Annotated in this window: 21 protein-coding genes; 8 read left to right on the top strand and 13 right to left on the bottom strand. The window is 43.8% G+C overall.

Annotated features, from left to right (window positions below; all coding sequences use genetic code 11):
• Positions 1-737: 737 nt before the first annotated feature.
• Positions 738-1,034, top strand: coding sequence for an integration host factor subunit alpha (gene ihfA / locus KI743_RS15310; RefSeq protein WP_004734853.1), 297 nt, complete (start codon positions 738-740; stop codon positions 1,032-1,034).
• A gap of 105 nt (positions 1,035-1,139) precedes the next feature.
• Here ihfA and KI743_RS15305 read toward each other — a convergent pair whose 3' ends face one another.
• Both KI743_RS15305 and KI743_RS15300 read right to left on the bottom strand, forming a co-directional pair.
• On the bottom strand, positions 1,140-2,129 hold the full coding sequence (locus KI743_RS15305) for an ABC transporter substrate-binding protein (RefSeq protein ID WP_285467126.1): 990 nt from the start codon (positions 2,127-2,129) through the stop codon (positions 1,140-1,142).
• 233 nt (positions 2,130-2,362) lie between these two features.
• Positions 2,363-3,136 carry a RelA/SpoT domain-containing protein gene (locus KI743_RS15300; RefSeq protein ID WP_032548842.1) on the bottom strand — a complete coding sequence of 258 codons (774 nt, stop codon included), beginning with the start codon at positions 3,134-3,136 and terminating at the stop codon, positions 2,363-2,365.
• Between the two features lie 281 nt (positions 3,137-3,417).
• On the opposite strand from KI743_RS15300, the gene KI743_RS15295 reads away from it, so the two are divergent.
• Positions 3,418-4,071, top strand: a complete 654-nt coding sequence (locus tag KI743_RS15295) for a thiopurine S-methyltransferase (protein WP_032548843.1) — start codon at positions 3,418-3,420, stop codon at positions 4,069-4,071.
• Positions 4,072-4,154: 83 nt separating this feature from the next.
• Here KI743_RS15295 and purT read toward each other — a convergent pair whose 3' ends face one another.
• From purT to sbcB, 5 genes are all read right to left on the bottom strand, one after another.
• Positions 4,155-5,330, bottom strand: a complete 1,176-nt coding sequence (purT, locus tag KI743_RS15290) for a formate-dependent phosphoribosylglycinamide formyltransferase (RefSeq protein WP_285467123.1) — start codon at positions 5,328-5,330, stop codon at positions 4,155-4,157.
• 169 nt (positions 5,331-5,499) lie between these two features.
• On the bottom strand, positions 5,500-6,387 hold the full coding sequence (gene cdd, locus KI743_RS15285; protein ID WP_150872705.1) for a cytidine deaminase: 888 nt from the start codon (positions 6,385-6,387) through the stop codon (positions 5,500-5,502).
• 315 nt (positions 6,388-6,702) lie between these two features.
• Positions 6,703-7,380: a CidB/LrgB family autolysis modulator gene (locus KI743_RS15280; protein WP_285467121.1), complete on the bottom strand. Its 678-nt coding sequence runs from the start codon at positions 7,378-7,380 to the stop codon at positions 6,703-6,705.
• A 1-nt stretch (position 7,381) separates the two neighbouring features.
• Positions 7,382-7,753: a CidA/LrgA family protein gene (locus tag KI743_RS15275; protein WP_285467119.1), complete on the bottom strand. Its 372-nt coding sequence runs from the start codon at positions 7,751-7,753 to the stop codon at positions 7,382-7,384.
• 99 nt (positions 7,754-7,852) lie between these two features.
• Positions 7,853-9,277, bottom strand: a complete 1,425-nt coding sequence (sbcB, locus tag KI743_RS15270; protein ID WP_285467118.1) for an exodeoxyribonuclease I — start codon at positions 9,275-9,277, stop codon at positions 7,853-7,855.
• 363 nt (positions 9,278-9,640) lie between these two features.
• Between sbcB and KI743_RS15265 the strand changes: the two genes are divergently transcribed.
• A complete protein-coding gene (locus tag KI743_RS15265) occupies positions 9,641-10,759 on the top strand; it encodes a flagellin (protein WP_285467117.1) in 1,119 nt (372 codons plus the stop codon).
• Here KI743_RS15265 and KI743_RS15260 read toward each other — a convergent pair.
• Positions 10,756-11,604, bottom strand: a complete 849-nt coding sequence (locus KI743_RS15260) for a sterol desaturase family protein (RefSeq protein WP_285467116.1) — start codon at positions 11,602-11,604, stop codon at positions 10,756-10,758. The genes KI743_RS15265 and KI743_RS15260 overlap by 4 nt on opposite strands.
• Positions 11,605-11,668: 64 nt before the next feature.
• Complete coding sequence (locus KI743_RS15255; RefSeq protein WP_285467115.1) at positions 11,669-12,706, bottom strand: DUF2804 domain-containing protein; 1,038 nt, start codon at positions 12,704-12,706, stop codon at positions 11,669-11,671.
• 187 nt (positions 12,707-12,893) lie between these two features.
• Here KI743_RS15255 and KI743_RS15250 point away from each other — a divergent pair, with 187 nt between their 5' ends.
• The 3 genes from KI743_RS15250 (at position 12,894) to KI743_RS15240 (ending at position 16,657) form a co-directional block, all read left to right on the top strand.
• Complete coding sequence (locus KI743_RS15250) at positions 12,894-13,952, top strand: AraC family transcriptional regulator (RefSeq protein ID WP_285467113.1); 1,059 nt, start codon at positions 12,894-12,896, stop codon at positions 13,950-13,952.
• A gap of 141 nt (positions 13,953-14,093) precedes the next feature.
• Positions 14,094-14,615, top strand: coding sequence for a DUF2058 domain-containing protein (locus tag KI743_RS15245; RefSeq protein ID WP_032548855.1), 522 nt, complete (start codon positions 14,094-14,096; stop codon positions 14,613-14,615).
• A 437-nt stretch (positions 14,616-15,052) separates the two neighbouring features.
• The gene (locus KI743_RS15240; protein ID WP_285467111.1) at positions 15,053-16,657 is read left to right on the top strand and encodes a BCCT family transporter; all 1,605 of its coding nucleotides are present in this window, start codon (positions 15,053-15,055) and stop codon (positions 16,655-16,657) included.
• A 213-nt stretch (positions 16,658-16,870) separates the two neighbouring features.
• On the opposite strand, the gene KI743_RS15235 is transcribed toward KI743_RS15240, so the two are convergent.
• Both KI743_RS15235 and KI743_RS15230 read right to left on the bottom strand, forming a co-directional pair.
• A complete protein-coding gene (locus KI743_RS15235; RefSeq protein WP_285467110.1) occupies positions 16,871-17,059 on the bottom strand; it encodes a hypothetical protein in 189 nt (62 codons plus the stop codon).
• Positions 17,060-17,320: 261 nt separating this feature from the next.
• On the bottom strand, positions 17,321-18,211 hold the full coding sequence (locus tag KI743_RS15230; protein WP_285467108.1) for a LysR family transcriptional regulator: 891 nt from the start codon (positions 18,209-18,211) through the stop codon (positions 17,321-17,323).
• Between the two features lie 119 nt (positions 18,212-18,330).
• On the opposite strand from KI743_RS15230, the gene KI743_RS15225 reads away from it, so the two are divergent.
• Positions 18,331-19,305 (top strand): aldo/keto reductase family oxidoreductase, encoded by a 975-nt coding sequence (locus KI743_RS15225; protein ID WP_285467107.1) that lies wholly within the window; start codon positions 18,331-18,333, stop codon positions 19,303-19,305.
• 9 nt (positions 19,306-19,314) lie between these two features.
• Positions 19,315-19,710, top strand: coding sequence for a heme-binding protein (locus tag KI743_RS15220; protein WP_285467105.1), 396 nt, complete (start codon positions 19,315-19,317; stop codon positions 19,708-19,710).
• 105 nt (positions 19,711-19,815) lie between these two features.
• On the opposite strand, the gene KI743_RS15215 is transcribed toward KI743_RS15220, so the two are convergent.
• Both KI743_RS15215 and KI743_RS15210 read right to left on the bottom strand, forming a co-directional pair.
• Entirely contained in the window at positions 19,816-21,189 is a 1,374-nt protein-coding gene (locus KI743_RS15215) for an L-cystine transporter (protein WP_285467104.1), read from the bottom strand.
• 185 nt (positions 21,190-21,374) lie between these two features.
• Entirely contained in the window at positions 21,375-22,070 is a 696-nt protein-coding gene (locus tag KI743_RS15210) for an NAD(P)H-binding protein (protein WP_285467102.1), read from the bottom strand.
• Positions 22,071-22,609: the final 539 nt, after the last annotated feature.

Raw genomic sequence — 22,609 nt, 5'->3', positions numbered from 1 at the left:
CAGAAATCAAATACGTGACATTTCACATTTGATTCTTGATGAATGCGTTATCGGTCGCACTTATACATTTGAAATATCAGTTACTTCCTTCCAACTTCTTTGAGTCTGGCTTGTCTTCATATCAGTGAGTTGAGAGATGTTATATCAAACTTTGATCACTTTGGTTGAAACAATGAGAAATAGTAGAGCTAATGCGACCAGGGTGTCGCTCACCAAATATTCAAGCTGTTGTCACATTTGAACCACGACTTTCAACAGGGAAGAGGGCGTTTATAGCGTTGACAAGCATCATCGAAATCGATTGCTACAATATGAGTATTCGAATTAAATCCTGTTGAGTCATAAATGGCATGAAATTCTGTGTTCGAAATATAATCTCTGTTGAGATTAATGTTAAACCAAGTGGCTGATTTTATTGGAGGTAAGTGTAAAGTCTCGATTTTGTATAAAAGTATCAATTAAGTTATATATTCTTAATATCTGATTTTATTTGGTTTTTACTTCTAATTGATGTTCGCTAGTTAGATGTTTTCCAGTTTAATATCCACTTAATTAAGAGTGTTATGTTCTTGATTTGCATAAATAATTAAAGAGTTGAGATAAAAAAGTTGGCGAAAATCAGAAGCTTGGCATACACTTTCCTTGTAAACAGCCTTATCTCATTGATTGAATAGGGTAAATGCTTCGGCGCTACTGACGATAGTAGCAAGGTTTAACATAGCTTTGAGGAAAGTTTTATGGCACTCACGAAGGCCGATTTGGCTGAGAACCTGTTTGAGACACTCGGATACAGCAAACGGGATGCCAAGGAAACGGTTGAAGTGTTTTTCGAAGAAGTTCGTAAAGCACTAGAAAATGGCGAACAGGTAAAACTGTCAGGTTTTGGTAATTTTGATCTTCGCGAGAAAAACGAGCGTCCGGGTCGTAACCCTAAAACTGGTGAAGACATTCCAATCTCTGCTCGACGTGTTGTTACTTTCAGACCGGGTCAAAAACTAAAAGCCCGCGTTGAAAATATTAAAATCGAGAAGTAGCCAAGCAATAGACCACGCACAGCGTGGTCTTTTTCTTTTTGGTATCTGTAACGCGAATGAGTCTTGTTAAGTAAATTGTCTTAACAAATGCTATAAAAGCACTTTTTACAGCGCTTGTTGTACTTTCTTGGCCACGTCTTGTGGTACCCAGTTGTGCCATACGTCAGGTGATGTCTCCAAGAAGTGATACATTGCTTCTTCTGCGTCTGCCTGATTATCTTCCATCCAAGCCAAAAGCTCACTCATCTTCTCATTGGTAAACCCACGTTTTTGAAAGTACTGGTACGCGATTGGTTGGCTGGTTGCAAAACTCTCGGTTGTAACGGTGTGAACTGGCGCTGCAGGGAACATGGTTACTTTCGGAGATTCGCAATCTGGTTGAGTTGTACAGTTACGAAACTCTTCTATATCCGTCCCACTTCCAAAATCAACTTTCACCATTTCATATTTACCGAGTACCGGCGTTGGCGACCAGTAGTATCCAAACCATGCTTTGTTACGTTCGTACGCTTTGGCAATTGTACCTGCGAGCGCTGCACCTGAGCCTGGATCAATCATTTCAAAGTTATGATCTTCGAGTTTCAGTGCATCAAAAAGGTGTCCTGAAGTAATTTGGCAAGTCCACCCGGCAGGGCAACCATAGAAAGCAAACTTTTCATCATCTTCTGGATGTTCAAACAGTTTAGCGTTTTTGATAACTCCTTCTATGGTTGTTAGCTCGGGGTATCGCTCAACAAGGTAGCTCGGTACCCAAAAGCCTTCTTCGCCACCATTAGTTAAAGATTTACCAGCGTAGCGTAGTCGCTTCTCAGCAACACCTTTGTCTAACGCTTCTTTGATGCCGTTCGTCCAGAGTTCTGGAGCAACATCTGGTTGGCCTTTCTCAATCATAGAGGTGCCTGTAGGGACGCTATCCCCGGGTATTAGCTGAGCGTCACACGCATATCCCTCGTTGAGAATAAATTGGTCTATATGAGCAATTAAACTGGCTGAGTTCCAGTTCATATCTGCGATGGTAAATTCACCGCATTCATTGGCGTAGCTTGTGAGAGGTAAAGCAGAAGCAAGCAAAATGACAGATGGCATAACCTTCATGTGACCTAATTCCTTTTATATGTCATCGGGTTGATGTTCTATAGAAGCAGAAAAGGACAAGGGATGAAAGTACAGAAAAGCGATCAACTGCACGTATTTTTCTCGTGCTAATCACAAAGACTAGTCGAGGAATAGATAAGGCTAGATTAGATACTTGGAAGCACTAAAAAGGCGGTCGTGATGACCGCCTATTTGTTTGAGTTAACAACCTTTCATTAGTGAGTGTTAAATGACTAGGCTGCTTTTATGTGAGTGGTGATGTAGGGCTGCCAAGCTTGCTGATATAGCTCTAGAGATTGGCTTCTTAGGTTGTTGATTTGTGCTGCTTCAATGTCATTGATAGGGCGGTTTTGCGCCAGTGCGTTACGCTCAATACCCTGAATGATTTCATACAGTTCATGCTCAGGACCACTTTTCACATCAGCAATTGCTTTAAGGTGAAGCTGAACTTCCGCGATGATATTCGTTTTTGGCAGGCGAACTAGCAAGTTTAGGTCACGGTAACCTGAGTCAGCAGGCGACTTAAATTTGTTTTTTACTTTAACGACATCCGCTTCGCGGCTTACTGCTTCGTACACTTCTACTAGGCTCTCTACATCGTTAGCGATGATGGTTGCGCGAGCAAGGTCTGTGATTCGGGTAACATCACCGTTCAGTTCCAATGCAATCTTTTCTTCTGCACGAGCTTGTGATTTTACGCCGGCGAACAGTGCTTCAGAGTTGGTAAGTAGGGCAGTACTTTTACAGATGGTTTCTAGCTCTGCTTGAGCTTGGTGTGATTTGCTGTAAAGCACGTCGAAGTCGGTATAAGGTTGAGTTGGATTTGAGTCAAACGCTTTGATACCGTACAGGCCGCTTAGGCTGTGACGGAATACTTTCGATGACACTTGGTTTTGTGCTGGTGTGCGAGTAGGTTCTGCTGAGTTAGTTGATACAGTTGCTGCGAATGCAGGCGCGCGGCTCAATACAAGAAGCATTAGTGCCGTGGTACGGAGAAATACACTCATTCAAACTCCAATATACGAGGTTACAAAACGGTGAAACTAAAAGGGGTAACCAGTAACGCTAAGAGTAAATTGTTGTTCAAACTGTGGTGTCTCTACATACTATATGGGGCCGTTTGAACAGAAACCAACCTTAACGTTTTCTCTTGTTTTAGTATGTGAACATATAGACAAATTAAAGAAGCGTTAGTTCCACATTTTCAAGAACTTTGACCCCTGCCAAGGTTGCTCTTACCTGTCTATCCTGTACCCTTGCATTATTAAATGAACAAGATGAACGAAAGATGAATAATCCTGAATTTTGGCACAATAAATGGGCCGCAAACCAAATTGGTTTCCACCTAGAAGATGTGAATCCACTGCTCATTGAATTTTGGAAGCACACTGAACCTAGCCATGACAAGAGCGTTTTTGTTCCACTGTGTGGTAAGAGCGAAGACCTCGTTTGGTTGGCGTCTAAGCATCAAGACGTTCAGGGTGTTGAGCTAAGCCAAATCGCTGTCCGTGCATTTTTCTCGGAACATTTTTATACGCCAATGGTGACACAGATTAATGGTCAACATGAGCTGTACCAGTTTGATGAACTGAGCATCTACACTGGTGATTACTTCACGGCGCCGATTCAAGCGGTTGATACGATTTATGATCGTGCTTCTTTAGTGGCATTGCCTAAAGAGATGCGAGTGCAGTATGTGGAGAGGTTGAAGCAGCTGTTAAAACCTGGTGGCAAGATCTTGTTAGTGACTCTGGATTACAATCAAGAAGAGATGAGTGGGCCTCCGTTCAGTGTACCAAGAGATGAAGTAGAGCAGCTATTCTCTGGATACAAGATTACACAACTCAATCAAGATATTGCTGGTGATGATCATCCTAAGATCGCCAAGAAAGGTCTATCACGTTTCTCAGAAGAAGTTTATCTGATTGAATGTCAGCTTTAAAAGATACTAACTACTTATAACAACGAAAAGACGGGCACTGAAGCCCGTCTTTTTTCTGACAACTTGTACTGCAGTGATTTAAATTAGTAGATCACTTTAATCTTAGCAGCACTTTCTACTGCGTCTTCAATAGCTGATTCAATACTATCGCGGCGTGTTAGAGCTACACCTAAACGGCGGCGGCCATTGATGTCTGGTTTACCAAACAAGCGAACCTGAGTTTGAGGCGCATTTAGTGCGTTCTCTAGACCTTCGAAACGGATATTCGTTGATGTGCCCTGACCAAGTACCACAGCAGAAGCACATGGGCCGTATTGAGTGATGTTCTTGATTGGCATACCAGTGAATGCGCGAACGTGCAGAGCGAACTCAGAAGAGTCTTGAGAGAGCAGTGTAACTAAACCCGTGTCGTGCGGGCGAGGTGATACTTCATTGAAGATCACGTGGTCGCCTTTTACGAACAGCTCCACACCAAAGATGCCGTAGCCGCCTAGAGCATCAACCACTTTACCTGCTGTGTATTGGGCAGCCTTGAGTGCGTTGTCTGACATCACCTGTGGTTGCCATGACTCACGGTAGTCACCGTCTTCTTGGCGATGGCCGATTGGCGCACAGAAGTGAACACCGTCAACCGCACGCACAGTAAGCAGAGTGATTTCATAATCAAAATCGATAAAGCCTTCTACGATTACTCGTCCAGCCCCAGTGCGGCCGCCTTCTTGAGCGTAGTCCCATGCTTTCTGAATGTCGTCTTCGCTCTTAATAACGCTTTGGCCTTTACCAGATGAACTCATTACAGGTTTAACGACACAAGGGATGCCGACAAATTCAACGGCGGCTGAGAAATCTTCAAACGTATCGGCAAAACGATATGGTGAAGTCATCAGTTCTAACTCTTCTGCAGCAAGGCGACGAATCCCTTCACGATTCATTGTTAGCTTGGTTGCGTTTGCAGTAGGAACGACGTTTAGGCCTTTTTCTTCTAACTCAACCAGTTTGCTGGTTGCGATGGCTTCAATTTCAGGTACTACGTAATCGGGTTTTTCGAGTTCAATGATCGCTTCTAGCGCATCGCCATCGAGCATATCTAACACATGGCTGCGGTGAGCAACTTGCATTGCAGGTGCATCTGGGTAGCGATCACAAGCGATCACTTCTAAACCTAAACGTTGACATTCAATAGCAACCTCTTTACCTAGCTCTCCTGAGCCTAATAGAAGTACACGAGTAGCATTGTCACGAGTGGCGGTACCAAACATAGTTATTCCTTCCGAACATGTTGAACGAGTAATTGAGAACGGGGAGATCATACTCATTCCAATCTTAAAAGCAAACGTTTGCGTGGTGGTTTTAGTGAATTTTAAGCATAAAAAAAGCAGCCCGTTGAAAGAGGGCTGCTTATGTAAATTGCATGTTAATCAGATGCGATTAGATTGCTAAGTAAGTGACTGGGATATCTGGGTTAATTGCTTCCAGTGTTGATTGGGTATCCGCCAAGTGGCTAATGTTGCCTTGTGCGTTTTCAACTAGAGCAGCGCTCTCAATTTGATCGAAACTAATACCTGCCAGCATCACTTGAATCATCGCTACTTGAAGTGGAGGCAAGCTCGGGTTAAATGCCGCGTTTTCAGCGTAGGCACCAGAGAAGATTTCACCAGACGTTAGTTGAAGCGAAACACCACTTAGGTTCTTGGTGTAAGGCGCATGACTGCGGTTCATCGCCTCTAGAGCTTTAACAACAATAGGTGTTGTTTCTTCAGTCGTGTACTTATGGTCAAGCTCTGTCATTAGACCTTCGGTGATGCCTAGATCAGAAGGGCCGAAAGAGTCTGGAAGATAATCTTGTAGTGAACGCTCTTCACGTTCTGGTAGCTGAATTTTCAGCTCGTTAGCCGTAGTCAGTTCGTTCATAAATTGACGACAGTGACCACAAGGGCTGTAGTTGATGGTGATGTCAGAAAGTCCTTTTTCGCCTTTCATCCAAGCGTGGCTGATTGCTGCTTGTTCTGCGTGTACCGTTTGTCCAAGCTGTGCACCGGCAATCTCCATGTTCGCGCCGAAGTAGATATGGCCAGATAGGCCGCGCACTACTGCACCAACGTAAAAATCAGAAAGCGGTGCGTAAGAGAACGCAGCTGCGATTGGCAGTAAAGCTAGACGAACTTCTTTATCAGAAAGACCGCTTGCATCCAGCAAGCTTTGAAACTGCTCTTTAGAGATTGTGGCGTCAAAGTTGTCTGCTAATACGATGTCACTTAAAAGTGCTTTCAATGAAGCTGGAGCACTTTCCAGCGCCAGGGTAATACGACTGTTCATGTTGAATCCTTAATTGACCTTAGGCTTTAAGTTTATGCAATACTCAGAAACTTTCTGTGATCAATGTCACTAATGAATGTTGGTTGTTACATTGTGTTGCACAATTAGAGTGAGGTCACAAATGAAATCGTTTGCAGCCAGCAAAGTGTAATTGATATCACAAATTGACGGATGCATCACATTGCATGAATAAATAGTTTAGTGGAAAAAAAGAGCGCATTTCCCAAAGATTTGTTGGAAAAGCGCTCTGATTTTGTTCGGGAAATAGCAACGACATAGATAGATTATCAGCTACTTCGGGCTAAATTTTTTCAATTATGAGTATATCCATAACACCAGTGAGAACACAGAAGGTGCCAATATCGAAGTAATAACGCCACATAACACTAATGCTAGCGAGCTAAATGCAGCATCACGTGGATCTTTCTCTGCACTGGTTGCGGTTCCTAATGCGTGAGAGACCGTTCCCATAGTTAGTCCACGTGCTATCGGGCTTTTAATGCCGATTAGGTTGTAGATTGGATACGCGAAAATTGCACCAAATAAACCAACTAAAAGTACCAAAATGGCCGCTATAGCAGCTTCACCACCGAGATGGCTAGAGACTTCCATCGCGATTGGCGTGGTCACCGATTTACCGAGTAAGCTTGCAATTAAGCCAAGGTCTGCATGAAACGCAGCGGCAATCAATGCAGCGGTCAGCATTGACATTACACTGCCTAAGACGCAAGCAAAGGTGATGATGCGCCAATTGGCTCTTATCTGCGGTAGCTGCTCATACAGAGGATAGGCGAGCGCAACAACGGCAGGTTGCAGCATAAAGGTAATCCAAGTGTTGTCTGCATAGTACTCTTCGAATGGAATTCGCCAGTAGGTGAGTAGCGGAATAATGATCGCTAAGCTGATCAATAGGGGGTTACATAATGGCGAGTTTACTTTTTGACTTACCCAACGAGCAAAAAGAAACACAACAATAGTCAGAAGAAGCCACATACTATTTCCCCTTCGCAATTACTCGGTCCAAGAACCAAGATAGAGAAATAAGGACGATCAGTGTGCCACCAACCGCACTGGCCAAAATTGGTAGGGCGTTGGCAACTAGCATGTCGAAGTGCTCCATGAGACCGACACTGATAGGTACAAACAGTAAGATCATGAAACGGATGATCAGGCTCGCACCGGGTTGAACCCAATGAGGCGGGATAATTCCGATCACCATTGCGAAGAAAAGCAGTAGCATGCCAAAGATACTTCCAGGAATCGCAGTATCGAGAAGGATTTGAATGGCGTTGCCTGCTGTCAGTGAACCGATGATCAATGTAAAAGAGATCATTAGATACACAAGTTGGATCAATCTTTCTTTCAAAAGGAGTCTCTTTCTGAGTTAATGGATAACGGTTAACGAGTAACCGCTATTTAAGTCTGAATTAGTACATATAAAGTTTTAGAGCTATAAAAGACGGGTTTAGCTCGCGAGTTTCTCTACGTACTGGTATACCGCTTTGAGTATTGCCATCTTCTTTTCATCGTTTTCATGCTCATGAGCAAGATTTTCAAGGTTGAGCATGTACTCTTCAAGTCGACTTTCGTAAAACTCACGGCAGTGATTAGCCCATTTTTGCTGTTCTGATTCATCTAACGTCCAAGGGTAGTGACGTGCTTTGTAACGGAACAGAAGGGGCTCTATACGTTCGTCGGCAAAGCTGATCTCGAGTGCAGCGAGGTTGTTTGGTTCAGTTTGACGAATAATATCCATCGCGGCTTTATCTGATGGTGAAAAGAAACCATTGTAAAGCTGAGTATCAACATCGTCGTCTTTCTCATACTCGCGTTCAACAGAATAAAGACCAATCAGCTTTTCGCGAATCTCTGGGTGTTCACGAAGAATCGCTAAGTTTGCCAGGCACTGCTGGCGATCAATGCCAATGGTTTCAGCATTTTCAGCCGTTAGTGTTTTCGCTGGTGCAAGAATAGGACATTTGTTCAGTTGCACGAGTTTAATCGGTACAGGCAGTTCGTCTGGACCTAATTCGCTGTGTTTGGTGTAGAGCCTCTCACGCAATGCATCAGTGTCTAATTCAAGCAATGGCGTTGGATCTTTCGCTAAGTCTACAACGATAACCGCGTTTTGATTGGTAGGGTGCCAAGCCATCGGCACAATCCAACTGGTGTAGTTACACTCTTTACCTAGCATGCCAGAGACGTGCATGAGTGGTGTCATGTTAACAATGTCGACAAGTTCATTCAGTTTGCGTTTATGACGCATGTTGTACAAGTAGTCGAACATTTTCGGTTGAGCAGCTTTAACTTTCTTCGCCATTTCAATGGTTGCGATAACGTCAGCCATCGCGTCGTGCGCATTTTCGTGTTCAATGCCGTTAGCAACAGACAAATGTTCTAGCTTAAAGCTTGGAAACCCTTCTTCATTTTCTGGCCAAACAATGCCATCTGGGCGCAATGCATGCACCGCGCGCATCACATCCAACAGGTCCCAACGTGAGTTACCGTTTTGCCAGCTCCACGCGTACGGATCGATAAAGTTGCGGTAACAGGTGTAACGTGTCACTTCATCATCGAAACGAATACTGTTGTAACCAAGGCTGGTTGTGTTTGGCTTAGATAACTCTGCGTGAATCTTAGCGATGAACTCTGGCTCAGGTAAGCCTTGTGACATTGCTTTCTGTGGGGTGATTCGCGTAATCAATGCAGCTTCAGGTGCAGGAAGATAATCAGCTGGCGGTTGGCAATAGATAACCAGAGGCTCACCAATGATGTTGAAATCTTGGTCGGTGCGAACACCCGCAAATTGGCTTGGTCGATCTTTGGCTGGGCTCGTCCCCCAAGTTTCATAATCGAAGAAGAAGTAGGTCGGCTGAGAGTCGTGCTGCATAACGTTGATATATCCAGTTTTATCTGATTTCCCAAGTATTAGAACACCGTGAGGGCGCTAACGCAATGAGCTTAGCCGACTTGATTCGCGATTAGATTTATGTTCAACACCATGTTTTATTTGAATGAAATCATTCGATGGAGCTCAGCTAGTTTGTCACTTAGTTCTAGTCAAGGCGTATGAAATTTGTTTTGTTGAACCGTGTTGGCTTGTATTTGTACTGAATGCGACAGATAGCACAACAAATCGGACGAAAAAGGAACGGATATATTAAAGTTGGCTCATAAAGTGCCGATAGGTTATTAAATGCATAATATTCATGTAAATTATTGATGTTTTTATAAATATAACTAGGCGTACAGTATGGCTATAAATGTAAATTCAAATGTATCGGCTATGACAGCTCAGCGGTTTGTAAATAATGCCAGTTCCCAAGTCAGTACTTCAATGGAACAGCTGTCATCAGGCTACAAAATAAATAGTGCTCAGGATGATGCAGCAGGTCTGCAGATATCGAATCGACTTAATGTACAAAATCGAGGTCTTGAGGTGGCAGTAAGAAACGCTAACGATGGAATCTCTATCGCTCAGACGGCGGAAGGCGCCTTAAATGAGACGACCAATGTACTCCAAAGGTTGCGTGATTTGTCTTTACAAGCTTCGAATGGCTCGAATTCAATAGATGATCGGCTTTCGATTCAAGCCGAGGTTACAGCGCTTAATGATGAGCTCAATAGAATTGCGGAAACGACTTCATTTGCTGGTTCAAAGTTGTTAAATGGCTCGTTTCAAGATAGATCGTTTCAAATTGGTGCTGATAGTGGAGAGGCGGTTGTACTGAGCCTACAAAACGTACGATCTGACAGCCTTTCTGCTGGTGGCATGTTTTTGCGGACAGCTGAGGGAAAAGCTGATGACTGGACCTTACCTCGAGACGCATCACTAACAGTTGATATAGCTGACGAATATGGTTTTGAACAGGTGACGTTTGATTTGAAGAAAGGCAGCGACCTAGAAGAAATCGCGACAAGAATCAATGGCCAGCAGGATATTGTTAACACATCGGTTGATGGAGAGGGACGACTACAAATATTTTATGGGCCTGACTTTAACGTTAATCTCGATGGCGATTTCCTTGAAATAATGGGCGCACCAGAATATCGCTATGAGACTGTGTCTAATATTGATGTAACTTCTCAAGGTGGTGCCCAAAGGGGAATTGCTTTGGTCGACCAGGCTTTAGAGTATGTTGATTCGCATCGAGCTGAACTTGGAGCTTTCCAAAACCGGCTTGGGCACGCTATTAGCAACCTAAACAATATTGATCTCAATGTGCAGGCATCAAAAAGTCAAATAAGGGATACAGACTTTGCAAAAACAACAACAGAGTTGACCAAATCTCAAATACTACAACAGTCTTCTAGTTCAATTTTGGCGCAGGCTAAACAAGCTCCAAACTCAGCCCTGAGCTTGTTGGGTTAGTCAGTTGGTGGCGTGAACATCATTTTAAGCTTTTCACGCCAACTGTATTCACGGTTTCTTAGGTCTTGAAAAATCAGTTTCCACTCTTGGAAGGTGACAGTTAGAGGGTTATCACTGTTGACTGGCTTAGTGGTGCCGTAACGAACGGTTTCCACTTCCGGTTCAAAAGTGCCAAACAGTTTGTCCCATATGATGAGCACGCCTGCGTAGTTTTTATCAATGTATTGTGGATTACGACCATGATGAACACGATGGTGAGAAGGCGTGTTGAACACCCACTCCAAGGGACCTAATGTGCGTATCCATTGTGTATGAACGAAGAACTGTAAACCAAGGTTGAGAAGTACGACGAATACTACCCACTTAGGCTCAAATCCGATGATCACTAATGGTAGCCAGAAGACCCACATGCCAGAGATTGGATACATCAAGCTTTGACGAAAGGCAGTACTAAAATTCATTCGTTCAGAGCTATGGTGGGCAACATGCGATGCCCACATCCAGCGTGTTCTGTGACTCGCTCGGTGGAACCAGTAATAGCAAAAATCTTGCAATATCATTAGACAGAGGAAGCTGACCAACCCCATTTCAATCTCCATGAGTCGCCAACCAAAGAGCCAAAGATACAGGTGTGCAACCAATAGTCCCGTCAGCAAATCGGAAAGTTGGTGCATTCCTGCTAGAGTAAAATTGCAAGCGACTTCCGTAACGGTATAGCGCGAGTTTTCCGGTAGGTGTCCCTGCTTTTGACCAATGAAATATTCAGCGAGCATACAAGCGATGAAAAGTGGTGCAAGTACCACGAGTAACCATTCTGGGTTGTTGATGAGCGACTCTATGTTCATCGGATGCCTCGTTATGTATTAGTAACAGTTTTGGTTAATAGGTTTAGTGGGGGGGTAACTTCGCTTACCAGCATGCAAAATGATCTTCAGTTAATCCAAGTACATGCTCGAGCTGGTGGGTGACCCCATCGTTATCTGTTATCGAGCCAGAAAAGTGCCCGATAAACTGACGAAAATTGCTCTTAAGCACAATCAAATTGAGTTTTTCACTGCGTTTATTGCAAGGCGTAAAAGTCAGATCAATTCGTCGATCTTCAGAGTGAATCTGCCAAGGTTGAGTGATGTCATCACGGTTAAATTCAAAGTGGACGACAGGGAGGAGATGTTTTATGCCCTCTATCCAAAGTGCGTTCTCACACGTCCCAGTCTCATTTACGCCTGCCGCCAGATTCAACCCGAATCGAATCAGTTTTGAGGACTCTCCAATAAGATGCGTGTTAATACTTGCCCAGCGCCAACTTGTTTCCCGGCGCATATAGCCAGCTGAAAAATCGTAGCCTCCTAAGGCGTGCTCAAGGTCCACTTCATGGTTGTTAATGGTCAGGTTTCCACTTACTGAAAGCGCGTTGTGTTTCTGGGTATAGGTCCAGCCTGAGTAGCCAGTTGGTGTTGTCATTGAAAGCGGCTGACTATCTTCTTTGCCTATGAGTTCAAGGTTGGCTTGTACGTGCTTGGTATTTATCTCTACTGCCCAATTACCTTTATTAATGTCGAATTTGATTCGGCCGCGAGCAATTTGGGTGACTCCTTGGTAGGGAGAAGATGTTATTGCTTTGTCTAGAGAGAATGGGCGAAGCCAAGACTGCTCTTCAAGACTGTTGTCGTTGATGTTGTACACATAGCAGAATGCGGAACCCAGATAGCGAATATCGGCGATCGCAACACCGATGACATAGTTTGCTGTAACCACGCTGACAAATTGGAACTGCTTGTAATGAAAGTAGCGTTGCCATCGATTGGCTGGATTATCCATCACGTTGCGATAATCGAACCTCTCGATATTAAGCTCGTGAGGGACTGTATCGAACTGACCGACAACGGGCTTGCCCTGAGAATCAATGATACTTCTAGGTGCTTTTCGGGTGATTTCAGGTTTAATCATGATTAAAGTTTACATGGCATTAACATAATGACTATTCTAGTGAGCCACTTAGCGAAAGGTTAGGTCATTATCGGACATTAATCAGCTTGCTATCACGCTGTGTGATTTGGAGATGGTAAAGTTCCAATAGAGAGACCAACTCAACTATTGATTAGAAGGGGAGCAGACGACGGGTTATGGAAGAGTCATGACAGAAGAGAAAGTATTAGCGGCATATCAACCAAGTAGTGCTCATCAACCATTGGGAAGCTTAGATATTGCGTTGTTGCTTGATAGCTTAGAATCACGAGGCATCGACTGTAAAGCGTTGTTGTCTTCTCTTGGCCTAGCCAATATTGATTGGCAAGATCCTAATATTCAACTCAGCTTTGCCGACAAGTTGATTGTGTTTAAGGCTGTGAATCGCCTATTGCCTCAAGAAGGTTTGGGTTTGTGGCTTGGACAACAGGCGAGGTTGAACCACTTTGGTGTGCTGGGTTACGTGCTGGCGACGAGCGCAAACGTATTGGAAGCCGTTAAGAGTGGCTTTAAATATCTTCGGCTCAACGGTCCAATATTCTCCGTGGTACTGATTCAGGACTCTGATGAAGCGATCATCCGAATCGAGAACTCGTTGGATATAGGCGAAATGTTGCCTTTCTGCTGTGAGTATTTCTTCAGTTCTATTGTTTCTCTTTTCTATCAGTTGACTCGTCAACCTCTGAAAGTTAATAAGCTACGTCTTTCTTATCCAGAGCCTATCTACGATTTGTGTAGCCATGGGGACAAGTACCAACAACGGTTTGCTTGTAATATTGAATTCAACCAAACATTTTGTGAGCTCCGTTTTAATGGTGACTTACTTCATGAGCCATTGCCGAGTCACGATGCTGCATCCTTAGAGCATTATTTATCTTCTTGTCATAGCATCATGGCAAGCTTAGGTTCTCCCTCAATCTTTAGTAATCAAGTGAGAGCGATGCTATATCAAGAACCTGGTCAGTTTCCGAGCATCGAGCAATTGGCTGATGAATTTGGCTGCTCTTCGAGAACATTGCGACGGGAACTCTCGAAAGAGGAGGCGAGTTATCATGATTTGCTTGCCGAAGTCCGTCGAGAATTGGCCAAGGAGTTGTTGCTAAACACCGACATCAGTGTTGAAGATATAGGGGAACGGCTTGGTTATAGCGATTCTGCTAATTTCAGACGCGCATTTAGGAGTTGGATGAAACAGACACCAGCGCAATTTCGTCAACGTTTGTCCTAGATTTGGTGCTAGTTAAGTGGCGGTAATCGCGAGTTTAGAGATTTGACTCTTTATCCTTGTCATAAACCGAGCAGGGGATATAAACAGAATGACAAAAAACAGGTATGATAGTGCCGTTTTTAATCCTGAACTGGGAAAGTCATGGCAAAGTTAACACTCCAAGAGCAGATGCTAAAAGCTGGCTTGGTTAATGAGAAAAAGCTGAAAAAAGCAAAGAAAGGCTCTAAGAAGTCACGTGTTCAAGCTCGCGAGGCGAAAGCAGCCGCTGAAGAGAACCGTTTGGCGCAACAAGCGAAAGATAAAGAGCTGAATCAACAAATGAAAGAGAAACAGCTGAGTAAAGAGATCAAAGCTCAGGTGAAACAGTTGATTGCGATGAACAAGATCGAGCAAAAAGATGGCGAGATCAAATACAACTTTACTGACGGTACGTTGGTTAAGCACCTATACGTCGAAGAGCTGACTCAAAAGCAGCTAAGTAAAGGTATTTTAAGTATTGCTCGTGATGGCGAAGGGTACGTGATTATCCCGACCAGCGTTGCGAACAAGATTGCGATGCGTGACGAGGAATCTATCGTTGATACTCAGGCGGCTTCAGAAGAAGAAGTTGATGAAGATGACCCGTACAAAGACTTCGTCGTGCCAGATGACTTGATGTGGTAATCAAGTACTAAGCCTTAAACGATTTAAAAATGCAGTTGTACTCGTATGAGTCAACTGCATTTTTTTATGACTTGAGTAAGACAATGACCGCAAATGTGAATGCCCTAATGAGCGTTGTTTGAAGTGAATAATGCACTTGGTATGAGCAAGAAAATTAATTTGTACTCTAACTATTTTTTGAAAAAAGTTACCACTATTTAGTTCTTTATAATCAGATAGTTATACTGTTTCTGGTGGGTTAGTGCGTAGGCTTTGCCAAAAAAATGTTTTATTCTGTGTTATAATAGCGCCCTCGGGATTGAGTAAGACGCCATAAGTGGTTGATTAAATTCACTTATTTTTACCGTTTTATATGGTATGGCGCGCTGATCAAATTTTAATTGGATATGGAGTTGGTCCTTATATTCGGATTGTCGAATATGTGTGCATCTTAATTTATGAGTTTTAAGTCAAAAAAATACAGTATAGATTCAACAGATTATCAAGTCGGTCAAGACAACATTCACAAGTGGGGCATGGATGTCCACAACACGGTTTTCACTGCTTCGGCAGGCCTTTCAATTCTCTTCATCGTAACACTTCTCGCAATGGCACCCGGCGATGCAAAAGCTGCAATCGACGCGGTGAAAGGCGCAGTACTCGCAAACTTCGATTTCCTATTTATGTGGGGTGCGAACCTTTTCCTTATTTTTGCTATCGGTTTAGCATTCTCTCCATTGGGTAAAATTCGTCTTGGTGGGGAAAATGCAACTGCTGACTACACCATGGCTTCTTGGATTGCGATGCTGTTTGCTGCGGGCATGGGTATCGGTCTTATCTTCTGGGGTGTGGCTGAGCCAACTGCCTTCTTTACTGACTGGTATGGTACGCCATTAAATGCAGAAGCTTATACTGAAGCCGGTCGTGAAGCTGCACTGGGCGCTACGGTATTCCACTGGGGTCTGCATGCGTGGGCTATCTATGGTATGGCAGCGCTTTGTCTAGCGTACTTTGTCTACAACAAAGGTTTACCACTATCGATGCGTTCAGTTTTCTACCCAATCCTTGGTGATAAAGTTTGGGGCAAAACAGGTGACGTGATTGACGTGATGACAGTTCTAGTAACGCTATTCGGTCTAGCGACTTCTCTAGGACTAGGTGGTACGCAAGCAGCAAGTGGTATCAGCCATGTATTTGGTCTAGAGAATAACTTGTTCCTCCAGCAACTGATCATTGTACTGATTATGGTACTGGCAATTGTTTCTGTACTTCGTGGTATGGACGGTGGTGTAAAATTACTGAGTAACCTAAACATGGTTATCGCATTTGTTTTCCTAGGTTTCATCGCGGTGCTTAATTTCACTACGGTTCTAGATTCAGTCGCGACAGCGGTAACAGGTTATGTGAAAAACATTATCCCACTTAGCCAAACGACAGGTCGTGAAGACACAACTTGGTTACATGGTTGGACAGTATTCTACTGGGCATGGTGGGTAGCATACGCACCATTCTTCGGTATGTTCGTTGCACGTATCTCTAAAGGTCGTACGGTTCGTGAGTTCCTACTATGTGTTCTTATCATCCCTACGCTTGTAACAACTGCATGGATGTCTATCTTTGGTGGTGTAGCGATTGAACAAGTGATGGATAAGGTCGGCCAACTGGGTATTGATCAGGGTATCGCTGATGTTTCTCTAAGCCTGTTCTACATGCTAGACGCTTACCCACTAGGTAACATTCTATCTGTGATTGCAGTTGCGCTTATTATCGTATTCTTCGTAACGACTCTTGACTCTGGTTCTATCGTTATCGATGGTATGACTGCAGGCGGTAAGCTAGAAGTGCCAGTTCGTCAGAAGGTTATCTGGGCAATCATTTCAGGCGCAATTGCGATGGTAATGCTGTGGATTGGTGGTACACAATCAATTCAAGCGCTGCAATCAATTACAATCATTGCGGCTCTGCCGTTTACTATCATCCTACTACTAGGCTGTGTCAGTCTGATTAAAGGTCTTCTAACAGAAGTTGATCAACCAAAAGTAGCAGCTGATACTGCGAATTAATTACGTGTTGTGAGCTTAGGTGATGCTTTTCAGAATCCTGAGCTACACCATTAGAGTTATCAGTAACACTTAGAATGAAAAACGCCCTTGTTTCTTCAAGGGCGTTTTTATTTGTCTAGCCATCGCTATGAATCACGTCTAAAAGGGCGATGGGCCATCGAAAGATGTTAGTGACGGTAAGCTGATAGTCGTTAAAAGGGCTTCAGCTGAGGATTACCTTTCTGGGATTCGACTATAGACATTGCTATTCACATTAAGGTTGTCAGACGAGAGTTCGGCCAACACACGTTGTTCGTACTGTTCATAGCCATCGAAGCGGCATTCGCCGATCTCATTTCGTGGGCACACCTGTACATGGTGTCTTTCGATTAATTCGGTCGAGCAGAACGGGCAGTATTTCATACATCCTCCTGATTGTACTCATTGTCTCAATGGGTAGGTTCAGTAACGCAAATTCATGTTTCGATTTGATGGCACTTTTAAGTCATGACTTAAACGAGTGATGTGCATTCCAGTGCGTACACAAACACGTTGGCTATCACAACGTTATTCGAAAGAGGACGCACAGACGATCACCTGAACCTTTGTTGAAAGGTAACAAATTGTGTCGTCTGGCGTTATATTCACTCTTCTGGGAGCAAGGTAAGCTGCTGATAAATCAAGTTACTTTTCGATTTTATGCTCTTCGAAGTAGTCTTGAACGAACTGCACAAAAGCTTTATGTTTTCTGGCTGGGTAGACCATTTGAGGATAAAACAGATAGATGGAATTGCCGTTTGCGATGCATTCATGAGTGAGTAGTGGTGTTAGGTTTCCTTGCTTGATCTCTTCAGCAACGTAATAACTAGCGATACGAATAATGCCGCTGCCACGCACAGCCTGTTGCTTTAAAAGGTGGTTCTCGTTGCTTGAGAGCCAACCAGAAACATGCACGCTACCACTGTTAAATGGCCATTCATGTTGGTGTAGGGTCGCAAGACATTGATGATTTTGCAGATCGTCGAGTGAGTTAGGTTCACCGAACTTTTCTAGATAGCTCGGCGCAGCAACGAGGTCATGTTGATATGAAAACAGCTTTTTAGCTACCATATTTTCTGGTGGTGTGTTAGTGGCGCGAAATGCAATGTCGATATCTTCTCGGTTGAGGTTGTAGGTGGTGTAGCTGCTGTTTATCTCGAAATAGATGTCTGGGTAAAGCGCTTGAAAGCGTTGGCACAGGTCAGAGAGAAAGATCTCAGTAAACATCTTGGGAGCGGTGATTCTTAGCACCCCTTTAATCGCTTCATGCTCATCAGATACGCTTCGTTCAAGGTCGAGTACTTGAGATCGGATAATTAACCCTTGTGCAAGCGCACGCTCGCCTTGAAGCGTGAGTCGGACACTGCGTGTAGTTCGAACCAGTAACGGGCACTCTAAATCACTCTCCAACCGTTTTATTTGTTCGGATAAGTAACTTTTTGAAATACCGAGTTGTTCTGCAGCTTTGGTGAAATTGAGCTGTTGAGCCAGTTCAACAAACAACATCAGCCTTTCAATACGTTTGTGCTCATTCATGTCTTATCTCCAGTAACGATTTGTTCATTATAGCGAACAATCATTTCGGAATCAGGCTATTCTGTTTTTCTCGTAGAACAATATGATTAAGGCTGATTTTATGAATACGAGAATGAATAATGAAAAACGTACTTCCTTTGTCAAAACACCTAACTAATGTCAGTGAAATTGCATATGGCTGTATGGGACTCGGTGGTGGTTGGAACGACAACCCTGTTTCTCAAGACGATGTGTACCAAACACAGGCTATTATCGAAACAGCAATGGCTTCAGGTATTAATCTCTTTGACCATGCTGATATCTATACATTTTCTAAAGCTGAACAGGCATTTGGCCAAGTATTAAAGAGCCAGACTGAGTTGCGCGATCAAATGTTCCTGCAGTCGAAGTGTGGAATTCGTTTTCAAGGTGAAGGTAACGTTGGACGTTATGATTTCTCGGCACAATGGGTACAGAGTTCAGTTGAAGGCATTCTTGAACGCTTAAATACGGAAAAATTAGACGTACTCTTGCTACACCGTCCTGATCCGCTGATGGAGCTCGATGAGTTAGCTCGTACACTCCAAGATCTGCATTCATCGGGCAAGGTAGAACACTTTGGTGTGTCTAACATGAGTGGCCATCAAATCGAGTATCTACAATCTGCTCTTGACCAACCTCTAGTGGTTAATCAGATGGAGATGAGCCTTGCGAAACTGGATTGGCTCAACGATGTTGTTCTGGTTAACTCTCAAGGCTTGAATGAATCGGATTGGGCTCCGGGTACGCTAGAATACTGCCGCACCAATGGTGTTCAACTTCAAGCATGGGGCTGTTTGGCGCAAGGACGTTTTTCAGTGCAGGGCTTAAATTCTGAGGATGAAAGTGTTCGAGCGACTTCGAAATACGTTCAACAGCTTGCTGAAAAATACAGTGTGACTAGTGAAGCGATCGTATTAGCGTTTCTTCTGCGTCATCCAGCCGGTATTCAACCGGTGATCGGTACAACTAACCTTGACCGAATTCGTGCAAGTGTTGCTGCGAGTAAGGTTAATCTAACTCGCGAAGAGTGGTACAACCTATTTGTTTACTCTCGTGGCCAAGCTCTACCATAGGTGATAACCATGCTGACTTTAAACAAAGCTCAACAAGCTGTGGCGATGGCTATTGAAATCGCGACTCAAAATCATCAGCAAATTGCCGTCGCTGTTTGTGATACTCACGGTGAATTGATTTCATTCGCTAAGATGGACGACGTAAGTGTTCAGGCTGGCCTGTTAGCAAGAAGCAAAGCGTATACGTCGGCACGTGATCGTCAACCAAGTGGCAATTTAGGTGAGTGGGCACGAGCGACCGGCAAGGATATCGGTTATTGGAATGATCCGAATATCACTGGCTTTAAAGGTGGCGTGCCTATCGTCGTTGAAGGCCGTGTTGTTGGAGCAATAGGAATCAGTGGCTTGAGTGAGGAAGAGGACGAACTGCTTGCTATGTCGAGTATTTCTGAGCTCGATCTTTAGTCTTTTTGTGCTTGAAATAAAAAACCGATGCAGTGCGCATCGGTTTTTTCGTTTTGGCTTGAATGAGTTTACATAACTTATCTTAAGTCGACGCTTTCAATCCAATTACGCTTGAGCTTGCTGAAGATCGTTTTGCTCTTCTTTGTTACCTAGAATGCGGCTTGTAATTGTGCCTGCCGTCATTGCACCAGATACGTTAAGCGCAGTGCGAGCCATATCGATAAGTGGCTCGATAGAGATAAGCAGAGCAGCGATAGTTACAGGTAGTCCCATTGCAGGTAGTACTATTAGTGCTGCAAACGTGGCACCGCCGCCTACGCCAGCGATACCAAATGAGCTTACTGTGATGATGGCAATCAGCGATAGGATGAAGTTGATGTCCATTGGGTTGATGCCCATAGTTGGCGCAACCATCACCGCTAGCATTGCAGGGTAGATACCCGCACAACCGTTTTGACCGATTGTTGCACCGAATGACGCTGACAGGTTTGCAATCGCTGGTGGAACGTTAAGTTTAGTGATTTGCGCTTCAACGTTCAGAGGAATCGTTGCTGCCGAACTGCGCGATGTGAACGCAAACGTCAGTACTGGCCAAATCTTCTTGAAGTATTCTTTCGGGTTTACGCCAACAAATGAAACCAATACGCCGTGAACTACAAACATCAGTAGAATAGCAATATAAGAAGCCACGATGAAACCAAGTAGGCTCAGGATGTCAGATGCGCTTGATGTCGCGACCACTTTCGCCATTAGAGCTGCAATGCCGTATGGAGTCAGAGCCATGATCATTTTAACAAGGCGCATCACAATAGATTGCGTGGCTTCTACGAAAGTACGAATCGGTGACTCTAGTTCTTCTTTCTCTGCCATCACTTTACGTGCTGCAATACCTGTTAGCACACCAAAGATAACAACAGCGATGATAGACGTTGAACGTGCGCCAGTAAGATCAGCAAATGGGTTAGTTGGAATGAAGCTAACCAGCATTTGAGGGATAGTCAGGTCAGAGACACGGTCAGCGCGAGTTTCTAGCGCTGCTAGACGTGCTGTTTCACGTGCACCTTCAGTGAGTCCCTCTGCAGACAAACCAAATGCCTGAGTCACAATGATACCGATCACGGCAGAGATAGCAGTTGTCGCCAACAGTACTGAAATGGTGATTCCTGAAATCTTACCCAGTGAACCACCTTTATCTAATTTCACAACAGCGGCAATCATAGACACTAGTACCAGTGGCATGATGACCATTTTCAGTAGACCCACGTAGCCGCGGCCAACAATGTTAACCCAGTCTAAGGTTTCTTTAATGATTGGGTTACCTTCGCCGAATAGCAGTTGTAGCCCAAGACCGAAACCACTACCAAAGACAAGACCAAGTAGAACTAGACGCGAAAGTGTGTGTTCTTTTTTCTGCTGTCCGTAGAGAAAAAAGAGAATACCAGTGAATACCGCTAAGGCAGCGATAGCAGGGAATGACATTGAATTTCCTTATGAATTACTTCAGAACGATAGGAGGCCTGGATATATAGGCGTGAGTACTGTTAGCTAAAATAACGTTCTGTAACAAAACGTAAAATAAGGAAAAGTAATTTGATAGATCAATTAGTCATATCTAAAAGAGTGGTTGTTCGGATATTCAACAGAGTGATGTTTCAGTCATCAATTTAGCGATATTTCGCCAAAAAATTGAGCATGTCACTCGAACTAAAGATTTCGACATTTTTGAAATTATTTTCGAATAATTTAAATAGCATTGTCTTGGCTACAGACTCTGACTCTATCGGGCGAAGGTTTTTTAAACGACCAAGCATAAAAGGTCTGAAAAGAGGAGAGAGTGTTTGTAGGAGCTTTTCATCAGATCTTGGCTTCGTTCTATTACCCAGCAGTGGTCCAGGCCTCGCAATAAATAATTGTTTAAAACCAATGCGAATTAAGTTTTGCTCCATCTGTCCTTTGCATTTTAAGTAGTGTGAGTAAGAGGTCAGAGAAGCTCCATAGCTGGATACAACGGCAACGCGCTCAACGCCCAAAAACTTCATCGTTTGAGCGACGTGAGTCACCAATTCTACATCTACCTTACGTAATGCTGCTTTTGAGCCTGCCTGTTTGATGGTTGTACCTAGGCAGATAACACCGAGCTTTGGTCTTGGGTGATTATCGTTCCACTGCGTGACATCAAGGTCGTTGTTGATGATTTGAACCAGCTTATTTGAAGCGAGCTCTGTTACTATTTGGGAGCGAGTGAGTGTATAAACGGTTTTTACCGAAGATTCATTTAACAGGTGTTGCAATACATGACCACCAATCAACCCCGTCGCGCCTGCTACGATAACGGAAGAATTGTCTCCTTGAATGGACATGCGGACTCCTTAGTGAGTAGAAATGTAGTGAATCTATAATACTGAGTACTTTAGTTTTGGAACAATCTACTCAGAAGATCCAGAAAAATCCGTGAATTGCGCTACAAATTGTTCATGTTTACAGCGAGTTGGCATCCAAGAGCAGTCAACAAAGGACATGGTGCTAAATAACTGAGCTCTCGGAGCAATGGACGGTTTAGTAACTTAAGGCGCAATAAAACAAAAGCCCGCGGGGAGCGGGCTTTCTGGCTTGCGCTGGAGACGGGCGCTTACCTAAGTGAAGGAGAGTGGGATTTTCTTCACCTTTTTGCTTTGTTTACCAGATTTATTCGGCTTTCTTCTACTTTGGTTAGCGAACATAAAGACCTCCTAAATCTTATGGTGCTATATGTGTACTTCTGCTTTCATTCCCTGAAAACCATACACTTGGCTTTTCATAGTGAGTGACTTAAAGCACTTTAGTAGAAGCATAACTGATGCCAACTTTTAAGTGATTGATTTTATTGGAATGCGGTGTTGATTGGTTCAGCATTGTTCAA

Origin of the sequence: Vibrio sp. D420a (assembly GCF_030248625.1) — a bacterium.
GTDB lineage: Bacteria > Pseudomonadota > Gammaproteobacteria > Enterobacterales > Vibrionaceae > Vibrio > Vibrio fortis_A.
This window is presented reverse-complemented; position numbering and strand designations above follow the sequence as displayed.